The organism is Lachnospira pectinoschiza (genome assembly GCF_900103815.1).
Lineage (GTDB): Bacteria > Bacillota > Clostridia > Lachnospirales > Lachnospiraceae > Lachnospira > Lachnospira pectinoschiza_B.
Map to the genome: position 1 here is coordinate 79,893 of NZ_FNHZ01000003.1, position 13,735 is coordinate 93,627.

12 protein-coding genes are annotated in these 13,735 nt (G+C 34.0%); 5 read left to right on the forward strand and 7 right to left on the reverse strand.

The window, feature by feature from the left end; genetic code table 11:
• Nucleotides 1-108 precede the first annotated feature (108 nt).
• The 5 genes from BLQ66_RS06185 (at nt 109) to BLQ66_RS06205 (ending at nt 4,560) form a co-directional block, all read left to right on the forward strand.
• Nucleotides 109-1,071 (forward strand): SseB family protein, encoded by a 963-nt coding sequence (locus BLQ66_RS06185; protein WP_027431611.1) that lies wholly within the window; start codon nt 109-111, stop codon nt 1,069-1,071.
• Nucleotides 1,072-1,136: 65 nt separating this feature from the next.
• On the forward strand, nt 1,137-2,105 hold the full coding sequence (locus BLQ66_RS06190; protein ID WP_074521424.1) for an N-acetylmuramoyl-L-alanine amidase family protein: 969 nt from the start codon (nt 1,137-1,139) through the stop codon (nt 2,103-2,105).
• A gap of 104 nt (nt 2,106-2,209) precedes the next feature.
• On the forward strand, nt 2,210-3,100 hold the full coding sequence (locus tag BLQ66_RS06195) for a Fic family protein (protein ID WP_074521425.1): 891 nt from the start codon (nt 2,210-2,212) through the stop codon (nt 3,098-3,100).
• 205 nt (nt 3,101-3,305) lie between these two features.
• Nucleotides 3,306-4,073, forward strand: coding sequence for a hypothetical protein (locus BLQ66_RS06200; protein WP_143452985.1), 768 nt, complete (start codon nt 3,306-3,308; stop codon nt 4,071-4,073).
• 13 nt (nt 4,074-4,086) lie between these two features.
• Nucleotides 4,087-4,560 carry a DUF2500 family protein gene (locus tag BLQ66_RS06205; protein WP_074521427.1) on the forward strand — a complete coding sequence of 158 codons (474 nt, stop codon included), beginning with the start codon at nt 4,087-4,089 and terminating at the stop codon, nt 4,558-4,560.
• 247 nt (nt 4,561-4,807) lie between these two features.
• On the opposite strand, the gene BLQ66_RS06210 is transcribed toward BLQ66_RS06205, so the two are convergent.
• The 7 genes from BLQ66_RS06210 to BLQ66_RS06240 form a co-directional block, all read right to left on the reverse strand.
• Nucleotides 4,808-5,506, reverse strand: coding sequence for a tRNA lysidine(34) synthetase (locus BLQ66_RS06210; RefSeq protein ID WP_074521428.1), 699 nt, complete (start codon nt 5,504-5,506; stop codon nt 4,808-4,810).
• Nucleotides 5,507-5,527: 21 nt separating this feature from the next.
• A complete protein-coding gene (locus BLQ66_RS06215) occupies nt 5,528-6,898 on the reverse strand; it encodes an MATE family efflux transporter (RefSeq protein ID WP_074521429.1) in 1,371 nt (456 codons plus the stop codon).
• Nucleotides 6,899-7,093: 195 nt separating this feature from the next.
• The gene (locus tag BLQ66_RS06220; protein ID WP_074521430.1) at nt 7,094-9,421 is read right to left on the reverse strand and encodes an ABC transporter permease; all 2,328 of its coding nucleotides are present in this window, start codon (nt 9,419-9,421) and stop codon (nt 7,094-7,096) included.
• A gap of 12 nt (nt 9,422-9,433) precedes the next feature.
• Nucleotides 9,434-10,144 (reverse strand): ABC transporter ATP-binding protein, encoded by a 711-nt coding sequence (locus BLQ66_RS06225; RefSeq protein WP_074521431.1) that lies wholly within the window; start codon nt 10,142-10,144, stop codon nt 9,434-9,436.
• 233 nt (nt 10,145-10,377) lie between these two features.
• A complete protein-coding gene (gene alr / locus BLQ66_RS06230; RefSeq protein WP_074521432.1) occupies nt 10,378-11,547 on the reverse strand; it encodes an alanine racemase in 1,170 nt (389 codons plus the stop codon).
• A 101-nt stretch (nt 11,548-11,648) separates the two neighbouring features.
• Nucleotides 11,649-12,290 (reverse strand): potassium channel family protein, encoded by a 642-nt coding sequence (locus tag BLQ66_RS06235; protein ID WP_074521433.1) that lies wholly within the window; start codon nt 12,288-12,290, stop codon nt 11,649-11,651.
• Nucleotides 12,291-12,305: 15 nt separating this feature from the next.
• The gene (locus BLQ66_RS06240; RefSeq protein WP_074521434.1) at nt 12,306-13,694 is read right to left on the reverse strand and encodes a TrkH family potassium uptake protein; all 1,389 of its coding nucleotides are present in this window, start codon (nt 13,692-13,694) and stop codon (nt 12,306-12,308) included.
• Nucleotides 13,695-13,735: the final 41 nt, after the last annotated feature.

The following is a 13,735-nucleotide window of genomic DNA, read 5'->3' on the forward strand; positions in this document are numbered from 1 at the left end:
TAACCCTAAAGTAATAGATTTTTACAGACAATGATATACTAGCACTAGCTGCCTACAAGTAATAATGAAAGGCTTGCACAAGTTAGGGAGATGCAAGGGTGGTTTTTTATGGACGCTATTAAAGCTAAAGATATTACAAGACATATCTTTAAGGATGAAGATAAGGGTATCGAAATGATGGAGGGGCTTAATCTTTCAGATAGCATTGAAGTTATGACAAAGATAATTCCTGGGCTAGTTAATGCAGCTAAGGAAAAGGGCAATGTTAATGATGAAGGATACTTTAATAGTCTATATAAAATTTATAATAAGGTATTAGTTGAAAAGTTAAAGAAGCAGGATCATCTTTGGATGGTTTACTGTGATACAACAGCTTACCCATATATGGTTGATGATGATTTAATCGTTCTTTACAATTATCACAATCACGAGAAGGTAGAACAGCAGTTAAAGAAGGCTGGCTACAAGGTTTCTTTAGGAATCGAAAGCCCAGAAACTTTCTTTAATGAAATTGGTCATATGTACCGTAACGGATATAAGAATATTCGCTTCACAGACGGTATTACAAACGACTATAAGATTTCAAGAGAAGAATTTGCGACTTATGATGCATTTTTTAAGAATGAAGACTATGTAACTAATCCAGGTCTTCAGAATTCCATGATTTCTTTCTTCCAGGAATTCAGAAAAGAAGGAAAGACAGAAACTAAGGAAGAAATCTTAAAGTCACACGAAGTTCTTATGTTTAAGGCCATGAAGAATGCTGAATACATGGTTCCATGTATCAAGGAAGAGACAGAAACTGAAGTTTCTATTTCACATCCATTCATTGACTTAACAGATAAGGTTTCCCACGCTGAAGGCGAGCAGATCATTTCAGTTCCTGTATTTACAGACGGTTTTGAAATGGACAAGTGCTACAAGGATCAGCACGAGAACATGCTTTACAAGTTCGAAGAACTCATTGATTTAATGGACGAACTTGAGGCTTCAGGTATTATTATTAATGCCTTAGGAATTAGCTACTTCCTATCTGTGGAGAATATGAAGAAGATTAATTCTGAATACTAATTAACAATTAACTGAATAAGCAATAACTACTATAGGTTGGCAAACCATAAATGCATGGGGTAGAGATGAAAAAAAGGGTAGATAAATTATTAATAGGAGTTATTATTACACTGGCACTTTTATTTTTAAGTGCCAGTGTATTTGCAATATACGCTAATCTTAAAGATTTCAACAACAAGAAAAATGACAATTCTGTTTTAGTAGACGTTGCCGCAGAAGAAGGCAATGTCTATATCACTGTGTCAAGCACTGAGGGTGAAACTACCAAAAAAGCAGAGCTAGAAAGCTTATCTAGCATAGAAGATAATTCTGAAGAAAATGTAAGTCTAACGGCAGAATCTACAAGCCAAGAAGAAGAAACCAATCCCGAAGAAGAAATTGAATATGGCCTCGATGAGGATCCAAACGACAATGGATATACAGATGCTGATGCGGATGCAGCCATTAACACTAACAGTGACAGCATTGAAAATCTAGTGCAAAATGTTCCTAAAATTAATAGTGAAAGTGAAGGAACTAATATTATTATTCTAGATCCAGGTCATGGCGGCTCAGATCCTGGAAAAGACGTAGGTTCTGTATATGAAAAGGACATTAACCTTGCAGTTGCCTTAATTATACGTGATGTTTTAGAAAGCGCTGGCTATACTGTTTATATGACAAGAGAATCCGATGAATACATGTCTTTAAATGACAGAGTCTATTTTGAAAATCAGTATTACGACGCTTTATTTGTTAGTATTCACTGTAATTCTAATGTAAGTTCTTCTGTAAAGGGAATGGAACTTTATTATTACAATTCTAGCGAAGAAGCCAGTAGATTTGCCTATTATCTAGCAAGTTCCGGCTATAATATCAAAAGCATTTACAATGACTTTAGAGTTTTAAAATACGCAACCGAAAGTTCCCTTCTTATTGAACTAGGCTATCTTTCAAATGCTGCGGACTATAAATTACTAACTGATACAGGCTATCAATCAATAGTTGCTCATGATGTTGCAAACGCTATAATTTATACATTAAGCAATAAATAGAAAATTATTTATTTTGCTGGCAATTTATCTTTATAATATTAGTCTGAAAAACTAGATTTTATTTTGCCGATGTAGTAAAATATAATTATAAAGGAGATGCTAAAATGAAGTATTTATCAGTATCAGAGGCGGCAAAGAAAATTTCTGTATCAGAAAGAAGCATTAGAAATTATTGCCAAACTGGCAAAATATCTGGAGCAATTTTAGAAGGAAATAGTTGGAAAATCCCAGAAGATTTTAAGAAGCCAGAAAGGAAAAAAAGAAATACAGCAATACCGACTAAATTTATTGATCGCCTTAAATTTGAAAGAAAAGAAAAAATAAAAAACAGCATTTATCACAAGCTTCAAATAGATTTTACTTATAATTCAAATCATATTGAAGGAAGCCGATTAAGTCATGAACAAACACAATACATTTTTAAAACTAATACAATTGGAGTTTCTAATGAAGTAATTAATGTAGATGATGTAATTGAAACAAGTAATCACTTTGCTTGTATAGATTATATTATTGATAGCTATAATTATAAGCTAAGTGAAAGCTACATTAAGAAATTACATTTTCTATTAAAGCAGGGAACTTCCGATTCTAGGAAGTCCTGGTTTAGAGTTGGTGATTATAAATTACTTGAAAATGAAGTTGGCGGACAAGAAACAGCTAAGCCTGAGGAAGTTGAAACTAAGATAAAAAATCTAATCAAAAACTATGAAAACAAGGATAATATTGGCTTAGAAGATATTATAGCATTTCATTATAACTTTGAAAAAATCCATCCTTTTCAAGATGGAAATGGGCGTGTTGGACGACTTATTATGTTTAAGGAATGCATTAAGCACGACATAATTCCTTTTATAATTGAGGAAGATTTAAAATTATATTATTACAGAGGACTTCATAATTGGAATGAAGAAAAGGGATATCTGCTTGATACCTGTGGTTTAGCCCAAGACAGATTTAAACAGATTCTAGATTATTATAAATTAAAGATTTAAGGAGGGTTTTATCCCCTCCTCTTACTGATTCTTATTTAACTTCGTTAAACACGGATTTAGCGAATACATTATATAATACTATTATTTATATTTTCTCAACGTATAGTACTTATTTCTTATTTTTAATAATATCGTTGACTTTAATATTTTTAAACATTAATATAAAATTGTAGCAAATAAAAAATTTATATAATTGGAGGTACACATGATGAAAAAAAAATTTACACTTATTTTATGCTCGCTTATTATATTCACGATTTTTTCTCCATTACAATTAGTTTATTGTGAAGATTATAATCCTGAAGAGCATGCAAAAAAAATTTATAATGAAGCTTTAAAAGAATGTGGCTTATTAGATGATTATGATAGAATTGTATTTACTCAAAATAATACAGTTCAATCATTTAATGGTCTAACAAATTCAGTTTCAGAAATAGTATCTTTTATAGAAACTGAAAATGGATTAGAAGATGCTTATCAACTTGCATTAAAACTTTCATATGAAAATAAAAATGCAAGTTTAGATAACACAAAACTTCTAGGATTTAAAATCAATGTAAATTACACGTATTTTTCTCAATTTACAAATGATAGCGCACCGTATTATCGACATGGTAATGTAAGCGTTAAAGCAGCAAATAATTCCTATGTTCCTGAACTACCAAATTTTAAATGTGTGTACGTATCTAGAGGTCAACAGACGAATAATCAAGGTAGAGCATCTTATGGATTTATTGAATGCAAATCTATTATTGGAACTACAACTCTACATTCAGGTGAAGAAAAGCACTTATATTCTGGAGACAAAGGGAACCCTTATATTTTAAAGCAAAGTAACAGTGCCACTTATGGAAAAGCTTTCTCTGGTATAGCTTATAAATTTTCTTATGGTGGCCGTGACTATACCGGTAATAAAGTAATACTATATGATGAAACAGAAGAATTTCCATACGATTACAATTATGATTTATAAAGGGGAATAACTTATGAATATTTTATTTAATGTACTAATGGATGTAACTGCAGTTGAAGGGCCTGATGGGTCAACTTCAATTAGAATGTCTGGAGGAACAGATCCCCATGCTCTAGATTTACCACTTCCATATTTAATTGTTGGATATGCAGTAATCATAGCATGTATTCTTTTTATTTTAGTAAAACTTGTAAAAGCAATTCGCCTACGTTTCTTTTCAAAGACAATTACAGTTAAAGCAAATATTGAAAGTAAGTTTGTTGAGGAATATGAAGATTATGACATGTTAAATGCTGGACGTGGAAAGCTTTACCTCCGCCCTAACAAAGGCATGTTTGAAAAAAACAAATCATATAGGGTAATCTTTAAAACAATAGATAATAAAACTGTTGATTTAGCTATGTCAAAAGATAATTATGAAAGATTAAATATTGGGGATTCAAAAACTCTTACCTTTAAAGGTAGCGATTTTATTGATTTCAAATAAACTAAACTGTCAAGACTCGCTCGCGAGTCTTGCGCGCCGGATTCGGGTCTGCTTAAACACACACGATTCTAGAAATATGATTTTTAGAATTGTGTGTGTTTTATTTTAATTTTTTATAAACTACCAATCTAATCGATTTTTTTCAAAGTCTTTGCATTTTATCGATTAGGAACTACTATCTATAATATCTATTTTTATATGATGTACTTAATTTAAATCAATCTGAATAAACAGAGACATAGACTTTCTAACTCCAACCTTCTAATCCAGCGTTTTTAATTGCTGTCATCATTCTCTTTTTCACACCTGGAGCATGTTCATTTATCTCCTTTAAAAGCTCTCTTACGTAGGTTCTATTAGTCTCCTTATCGTAAGGACAAGGATTCTTTTCAATGGGTAGATTATATTTATTCTTAAAGCCCACTACGTCTGCTACTGGCACATAGATTAAAGGTCTTATAACTGTTAAATTGCAATCATCAAATTTTGTAACTGGCCAAAAACTACAAAATCTACCTTCATAAATTAGTGCCATCATCATGGTTTCAACCACATCGTCTTGATTGTGAGCATAGGCGATTTTATTGCAATTATTTGCAAGGGCTTCAGTTTTAAAGGCACCCTTTCTTAGTCTAGCGCAAAGGGAGCACTCACCATTTTTAACCATGCCAGCAATTTCAGTTTTAACTCGAATATATTCCACATCAAGTTCCTTACATAAGTCCTCTAATTTAGATGTGTCAAAGCCCTCATAACCTAGGTCTATTGTGATAGCTACTAAACTAAATTTCTTTGGATAAAATTTTCTTAATCCCGCAAGGGCATACAAAAGGGTTAAGGAATCCTTGCCACCAGAAATTCCAATGGCAACCCTATCTCCTTCTTCTATCATCTTATAGTCATCAAGGGCCTTTCTAACATAACTATATAATTTCTGTAATTTCATAATAACCTCAATTAGATTTTCCTAAGCTTCTTCTATATCTCCATCAAGCTTTGGCAATCTAATAAAGAATATAATTGCCATTACAAGGGCTGGGACAAATGTTAAAATGTAGGCAACAGGCTGTGCTTCCTGAATTCCTGCAAGGCCTCTAATTTTAGCCAAGATAATTAATGTTGGTATGAAAAATATACCACTTCTTAAGGCTGATAAAATTGAGGCTCTTAGTTTGTTGCCTGTAGTTTGGAAAAGCATTTCCGTAACTACTGTAATAGGAACGAAAAGAAGTGTCAACATCTGAAGCTTTAAAGCTCTTGTTCCAATTTCAATAACCTCAGGATCATTTCTAAAAATTCCAATAAGGCCATCTGAATTCACAAGTACAATAGATAAACCAATAATTACTAAAAGCTCAGCCATAAAGAAAGTAAATACATAAGCTTTTCTTAATCTAGAGTACTTCTTAGCACCATAGTTAAAGCCGCTAACTGGCTGGAAGCCCTGACCAATACCAATGGCAACAGACATTACAAAAAATACGATTCTTGAAACAATACTCATGGCAGCAACTGCTCCATCGCCATAAACTGCAGCCTGAGTATTAAGAAGCACTGTAGCCACACTGTTTAGGCCCTGTCTTAGTAAACTTGGAAAACCTGTTGTCATAATATTTAGAATAAAATGGACATCTGCCACAAAGTTTTCTTTATTAAGCTTAACAATAGTCTTGCCTCTAATAAACATGCTAATAAGAATTGAAAAACTTACTAACTGACTAAGGGCTGTTGATAAACCAGCACCAGCAATTCCCATATTTAAGCCAAACATAAGGATTGGATCAAGGGCCATATTAAGAACTGCACCTGTCATAAGGCCCACCATACCAAGGGCTGCCTTTCCCTCATAACGAAGAATGTTATTAAGAGTTAGGGAACTTGCCATAAAAGGTGATGCAAATAAAATAAAGATTATATAGTCTTTTGCATAAACTGCAATAGTATCTGTACTACCAAGTAGTACTACTAACTGGTCAAGAAATGGTAGACCAATAATTATGAAAATAATTCCAAAAAGAAAAGAGCACGTAAAACCTGTTGTTGCCGTCTTACTTGCATTATCAATATCTTTACTACCAAGACTTCTAGATAGAATACTTCCAGAACCTTGGCCAAACATAAAACCAAATGCTTGAATAATGGCCATGAAACCAAAAACCACACCTACTGCTCCACTTGCTGAAGTGCCAAGAAGGCCCACAAAAGCTGTATCCACCATATTATAAATATTTGTTACAAGCATACTTATAACTGTAGGAACTGAGAGTCTAAGTATAAGTGAAGGAATTGGTGACTCCGCCATTTTCTCGTAATAAGTCATTTTTTTAATCGAACTCATATTAAATTAACTCCTTTTTATATACACTCCTATATTATCCTCTCATAAAAATTTTAAGTCAATAAAAGCCTGTAGTTTTAAGAAAAACTTTAAAAAACAACGAACTTACTAACAAGCTATTAAAAGTTAAAAAAGCCAATAAGCTACCCTGACTTGTCAAGAAAGCTTATTGGCTTATATACACTAAATATTAACTTACTCCATATTCTTTAGAGCATCTGTCATTGGAATCTTCTTTATAAGCTTAAAGCAAACTAAAGCTGCTACAATAAAGCCCACAAAAGCAAGAAGACCAATCTTTAACATTGAGGCATAGCTTAAATAATAAGAAAGCCAACCATCCATAGTCTTTAAATACCATCTCCAAACCTGAGACATAAGAATATCTGCAAGGAACACACTAATGGCAATGGATACAAATGCAACAATTCCCGTGGCCATAATGTAAAGGCTAGCGATTTCACCATTTTTGAAACCAAGAACCTTAACCATAGAAATTGAAAGGGAATTTCTTTCAGTGATTATCTTAGTTAACACAATTACAAGAAGGGCTGAAACAATAACAAGCACCACTCTAAAGAAGCCCATCATACCACCCATGGAGTGATCTAGCTGTCTTGAAACCTTTGTTATATCTTCTTCATCAATAACGCTGACAATATATTTATCCTCAATATCAGTAATTTCCTCATCTGAAAGGAAACCAGTATATGAGCCTTCCTCCAAATCAAAGGTCTCATTATAGGCATCGTTATCCATAAAGATACACAAAGCCCCCTGATAGTCATAAATTCCCACTATCTCAAAGTCATAAGTCTCATCTCCATACTTTTCTTTTAAGCAAATGCTATCGCCGACCTTTAACTTAAACTTATCCGCATAACAACTTGATACATAGACTTCATTTTCAGATAAATCCTTAGAAAGTCTAATATAATCGTTATCCTTTAGGACCCCGTAAACTCCAATAGGTTCAGCAACTCTTACACCGTCTGTGGTCTCAAGACTTGTATAGCTATACTTTTCGGCGTTTTTGCTTTCTGTTGTAATTTCCTTGCCATTTTCATCAACTGTGGATTTTAAAATGTATTGATAGTTGGCAAACATCTCTTCTACACTAGTCTTTTGATACTTATTAACAGTTTCTGGCATTGCTGTTGCAAAGGTAAGCAAGAAGACTACAAAGAAAAGACCGAGGGCTAAAATCAAGTAACCACCAGCATTTTGAAGCATGATTCTTAGACGGAATCTCTTCATAAATTTCCATCTAGGAAGTCGAATAGCTTTTGATCTCTTACTTCTACTTAAGTTTCCACGAAGGAAGTTTAAAATATCCATGTGAATCTTTGATACGATTACAAGGAAATTAACCACTAGCATAATCACAACTGGAATCAAAGTTGTATATATAAAGGCATCCACGCTCCAAACTGTCTTGTAAGTTGGAAGGGAATAGCTATTGTAATAAAGGGACACGGCTACATTTTTTAAATAGGTATAGCCAAGAATGTTACCAAAAATCGCTGCAAATAAAGTCACCAAACTTGGAATAAAAAGATAATGTCTTAAAATTTCACCCCTTGTATAGCCTGAAGCCCTTAAAGTTCCAATAGTTGTGGCCTCTTTATGAATTGTATTTCTAGCACTAACCGCAAAGATAAAGGCAATTACAATTACAAAGACAACTAGTAAAATGTAACTCATACTTAAGTCCCCTTCTAAATCGTCAGGGGCAAAGTTAATGCCGTTATTTAAGTATGCCGGTACAAAGTCCAAAATGTTGTTTTCATTGCCAAGAGTAGTATCAAAATAGCAAGCCTTCACCTCAGCTACCACATTTTCTAATAAATCCTCAGCCTTCTCCTTAGCATTAGAATCATTGCTTGGTGTTTCATCATACTTATAGGCATAAGAAAATTTCTCGTTATCGTCAATATTTTCATAAGCCTCATCTGTAACAACAGCAACATTAAAGCTTAATGCATCAAACATAAAGTCTGAGTTGTTCTCATAAAGGCAAACATAGTCTGGTAGGGAGATTAAGCCTGTTATTGTAAATGCATTGCCATCCACATAGATTGTATCCCCAATTTTTAAGTCGTTGTTATCCGCATGCATTCTATCAATAGCAATCTCAGAATCTGTGTTTGGAAGACTACCCTCCATAAGGCAGGCCTTATCTACTTCCTCCCTATTTTTAAAGACTCTGATTGTGGCATCTTTCTCACCGTCATTATCATTATCCTGACTGCAGTCCTTATAGAATTCCTCATAAAGGCTGATGTCATAACTTTCTAGCTTTTCCTTTAAATCAGAACTTAGCTCTGACTCAAACTGGAATCTACCATCTTCTGTGTTGTATTTTTCATAACTATCATTTAAGGCCTTCATCATACTTTCGTTTCCCACAAACATAGCAGAAACAAAGCCTATAACTAAAGCTAGAATAAGGAATAGACTTACATTTTTAAGCCATTCCTTCTTTAACTCTCTTTTATATCTTTTACGTAAAGGATTCTTCATATTCTGCCTCCCCTACCACTCAAGCTTGTCAGCTGAGATTTTTTCCTTGTTAGTAATATTTTCTCTAATATTGCCATCAAGTAGCTTAATTGTATGATCTGCCATAGCTGAAATCGCTGCATTATGAGTTACCATTACAATTGTGTTGCCATACTTTTTATTAACGTCTTCAATGAGCTTTAAAATCTCTTTTGATGTATTAAAATCAAGAGCACCTGTAGGTTCGTCGCAAAGTAGAATGTCTGGATTTTTCACAATAGCTCTACCAATTGATGTTCTTTGCTGTTGTCCACCAGATAGCTGATTTGGTAGCTTATATCTATGCTCCCAAAGGCCAAGAGTCTTAATTAAATCATCAATATCAAGAGGGCTATCTGAAAGATAAGCTCCCACTTCAATATTTTCCTTAACATTCAAGTTAGGAATTAAGTTGTAAAGCTGGAAAACATAGCCTAAATGCTTACGTCTATATAAAGTAAGTGACTTCTCATTCATGTCCTCTAGTTTGTCGCTGTTAATTGAAATGTAGCCTGAATCAGCTGTATCGATACCTCCAATAATGTTTAGAAGTGTAGATTTTCCTGAACCTGAAGGTCCAAGTAAAACGCAAAATTCTCCCTTTCTTACCTTAAAGGAAAGACCCTTTAGTACCTCTTGCTTTGAGTCTCCTTCCCCGTAAGATTTAAAAAGATTATTAATCTCTAAAAAATGTTCTTCTCCCATAAAGTCACTCCTTATTAAATTTTTCATTTTAGTCAAATGTAAAAAAACTAACTTTAATAAAACAAGGTACACTTGCCTTACTAAAGTTAGTTTAGTCTAATTGTATTTGACTGTCAATAAATTGAAGAAACAATATACATCAGTATATATCTTTATTTCTTCCAATCTTGTTTTTTGAAAAAATTTTATCGAAATGTCCTTTTTTTACATTTAAAAATAAGTATGTCTTAAAATTACATTCTAAGAAGTAATTCTTTTTCTACTACTTCACCATTTCTAATGTACTGTCTTGGAACTCGCTTGCTTACTGCGCAAGTTAATTCGTATGGAATTGTTCCGGCAAGTGCTGCAAGTTCATCAAGAGAATTATTTTCACCAAAAATCTCAACCTCTGAACCTACATCTACTAAAGGCTTGTCAGTAATATCAATCATGCACATATCCATGCAAATCTTACCGCGCTGTGGAGCTAATCCCTCTTTAGTCATAAGGCTACACTTATTAGAAAGGCTTCTAAAGAAACCATCAGCGTAACCATAAGGAAGAACACCAATTCTTGTCTTCTTATCTGTAACATAGATTCCACCATAGCTAATAGCAGTTCCTGCTGGATAAATCTTAATTGTACTAACTGTAGTCTTAAGAGTCATTGCTGGCTTAAGGCCCCATTCTCTAGCAAATTCGCCATATCCGTAAAGAAGTAAACCAGGTCTTACCATATCAAGATATGTTTCCTTAAATCTTACTGTGGCTCCTGTGTTAGCGCAGTGTCTAATAGCAAATTTTCTACCAAGCTTTTCCTCAACTGCTGTGATTACATCAGTAAAGAGCTTGAACTGGTGCTTAGTATATTCATCATTCTTCTCACCAAATTCATCGGCTACTGCGAAGTGTGTAAATATACCTTCCGCCTCAAGGCCTGGCATATTACAGGCTTCTACTATGCCTTCTACACCTGTACCAAAGCTTTCGTTGTCGCAAAGATAACCAAGTCTAGACATACCTGTATCCACCTTAATGTGAACCTTTAAATTACCACCACACTTGACTGCCTCTGCGCTGTACTCAACGGCCTTAGCTTTACATGTAACTGCCTGAGTAATATTGTACTTAATAAGTCTATCTACCTGTTCCTTTGGTGTATGACCAAGAATTAAAATAGGCATAGTTACATCATTAACTCTAAGTTCTAGAGCCTCATCTATACTACTAACTGCTAAATAGTTAGCACCTAAATCCTGTAAAAGTTTTCCAACTCTTATACTACCATGACCATAGGCATCCGCCTTAACAACTCCTAAAAACTTAACATCTTCTCCAATATGTTCTTTAATAGTTTTGTAGTTGTAGGCAATAGCATCTAAATTTATGTTAGCCCATGTACGTCTTAATGTAGATTCCATAAATCCTTCTCCTTATCTTTTTAAGATGTGTCCTATTATAGTCTTAACTATCTAAATTTTCAAATTTAATAGTTTCCCAATTTCCCTAGGATTTAAGCTGGTTAAATCTTATCAAGATACTTTTTGTTAACCATAACAAGAAGTGTACTATCTTCCTGAATGATTTCGTCTGGATCTACGCTACCCTTCATCTTACCCTTGTTAAGAGAAATGACGTTCATGTTATATTTTTTTCTTAAATCAAGTTGCTTTAAGCTCTTGCCAATCCAAGGACGCTTAGGCTTCATCTCTACGATAAATAAGTCATCATCTAATTCATAGAATTCAAGAAAATCACTAGAGATTAAACGTCTAGCTGTTCTAAAACCTGATTCCTCTTCTGGATATACGATTTCATCAGCGCCGATTCTTTCAAGAACCACGCCCATTCTCTTAGTTCCGGCCTTAGCCACAACCTTCTTAACGCCACTTTCCTTAGCCACCATTACACACATAATACTTGCCTCAAGGCTTGTACCCATGGCAACTACAGCACAGTCAACATTACTAATACCAAGTGCCTTAATATTATCTGCATCTGTTAAGTCAGTAGTTATGGCAACTGTAGCCTTTGATGAGTAATTTTCAATAACCTCCTCATCATTATCAACAACCATAACGTCTGCGCCAGAATCAATTAATTTATCTACAATAGCCTGGCCAAATTTACCAAGTCCAAAAACAACATAAGAATTATACTTCATATAAGCTCCTTTCATTTATCCAACAATAAAACATCCCTTTGAGTATTTGATTTCGTTTTGATCTGAATGCGATGTGGCAAAGAATAGCGCCATAGATAGGATACCTATTCTACCCGCATACATAGCAATAATTACAATAGATTTTCCAATCGCATGCAAATGTGGTGTTACCGCTCTTGATAAACCTACAGTTCCAGTGGCACTAAATATTTCATAGCTTGCATCTAGAGCTGATAAGCCTTCAAAATGTATCAAGAAAATTATAAGCGCCATTGTAAGTGTTAAACTAAATGTAATAATGGCAGTGGCCTTATTAATTAACTTATAAGAAACTCTCTTGCCAAATACTACATTATCATTCTTATCTCCAATAAACGAGAATGCATTTAAAATAACCACAAAAATTGTCATAGTCTTTACGCCACCAGCTGTACCTACAGGTGAACCACCAATAAACATAAGCACGCAACCTACCATACAGGTTGTAGCCTTTAAGCTCTCCTGAGGAATTGTTGCAAAGCCTGCTGTTCTAAAGGTAACGGACTGGAAAATACTAGCCATAACCTTATCAAAGACACTGAAATTACCAATAGTATCTGGATTGTCCCATTCAAAGATAAGCACAGTTACACTACCTAGTACAATTAAGCAAGCGGTAAGGATAATTACTAACTTAGTGTGCTCATTAAATTTTTTCCAAATACGGCTCAAGGACCATCTGTGTCTATGACAGTCTCTTACTGTATTAATGACGTCAAACCAAACCACATAACCAATACCACCAAGAATAATAAGGGTGATAGTTATGAAATTTACTAAAACATCACTTCTATAAGGAATTAAAGAACTTGGTCCAAGCACGTCCATACCCGCATTACAAAAGGCGGAAACTGCATTAAATATAGAAGCCCAAATTCCCTTAAATAGTCCAAAATCAGGAATAAAACGAATCATATAGCCAAGGGCACCAATAAATTCAACTAATAAACTACCCTTTACTACCTTCTTTAGAAACTTAATAAGTCCCTTAATGGAATCAAGATTGTAGTAATCTTGAATCAAGGTTCTTGTTCTTAATGAAAATCGCTTACCTAGAGCCAGCATAAGGATGGAATAAAGGGTAATAACACCAAATCCACCAATCTGGATAAGTATAAGGATTACAATCTGGCCAAATAAGGTCCAGTGAGAAAATGTATCTACTACCACAAGTCCTGTAACACAGATTGATGTAGTAGAAGTAAATAGGGCTGTTCCAAATGTTGTCGTCTCGCCTTCAACTGTGGCGATAGGCAACATAAGGATCAAAGCACCTACTAAAATTGCAATTAAAAATCCAATCAAAATGACCTGGGTTGAGGTCAAATGTTTAATTGTCTTAGAATCATTATATATATTCTTCATCTCGTGAATGCTCCTAGTTGTCTTAATAACTATGATAATAA

Bases quoted from the DNA above. Each gene is read 5' to 3' on its own strand.
- BLQ66_RS06185 (WP_027431611.1), top strand. From the start codon at position 109: ATGGACGCTATTAAAGCTAAAGATATTACAAGACATATCTTTAAGGAT.
- BLQ66_RS06190 (WP_074521424.1), top strand. From the start codon at position 1,137: ATGAAAAAAAGGGTAGATAAATTATTAATAGGAGTTATTATTACACTG.
- BLQ66_RS06195 (WP_074521425.1), top strand. From the start codon at position 2,210: ATGAAGTATTTATCAGTATCAGAGGCGGCAAAGAAAATTTCTGTATCA.
- BLQ66_RS06200 (WP_143452985.1), top strand. From the start codon at position 3,306: ATGATGAAAAAAAAATTTACACTTATTTTATGCTCGCTTATTATATTC.
- BLQ66_RS06205 (WP_074521427.1), top strand. From the start codon at position 4,087: ATGAATATTTTATTTAATGTACTAATGGATGTAACTGCAGTTGAAGGG.
- BLQ66_RS06210 (WP_074521428.1), bottom strand. From the start codon at position 5,506: ATGAAATTACAGAAATTATATAGTTATGTTAGAAAGGCCCTTGATGAC.
- BLQ66_RS06215 (WP_074521429.1), bottom strand. From the start codon at position 6,898: ATGAGTTCGATTAAAAAAATGACTTATTACGAGAAAATGGCGGAGTCA.
- BLQ66_RS06220 (WP_074521430.1), bottom strand. From the start codon at position 9,421: ATGAAGAATCCTTTACGTAAAAGATATAAAAGAGAGTTAAAGAAGGAA.
- BLQ66_RS06225 (WP_074521431.1), bottom strand. From the start codon at position 10,144: ATGGGAGAAGAACATTTTTTAGAGATTAATAATCTTTTTAAATCTTAC.
- alr (WP_074521432.1), bottom strand. From the start codon at position 11,547: ATGGAATCTACATTAAGACGTACATGGGCTAACATAAATTTAGATGCT.
- BLQ66_RS06235 (WP_074521433.1), bottom strand. From the start codon at position 12,290: ATGAAGTATAATTCTTATGTTGTTTTTGGACTTGGTAAATTTGGCCAG.
- BLQ66_RS06240 (WP_074521434.1), bottom strand. From the start codon at position 13,694: ATGAAGAATATATATAATGATTCTAAGACAATTAAACATTTGACCTCA.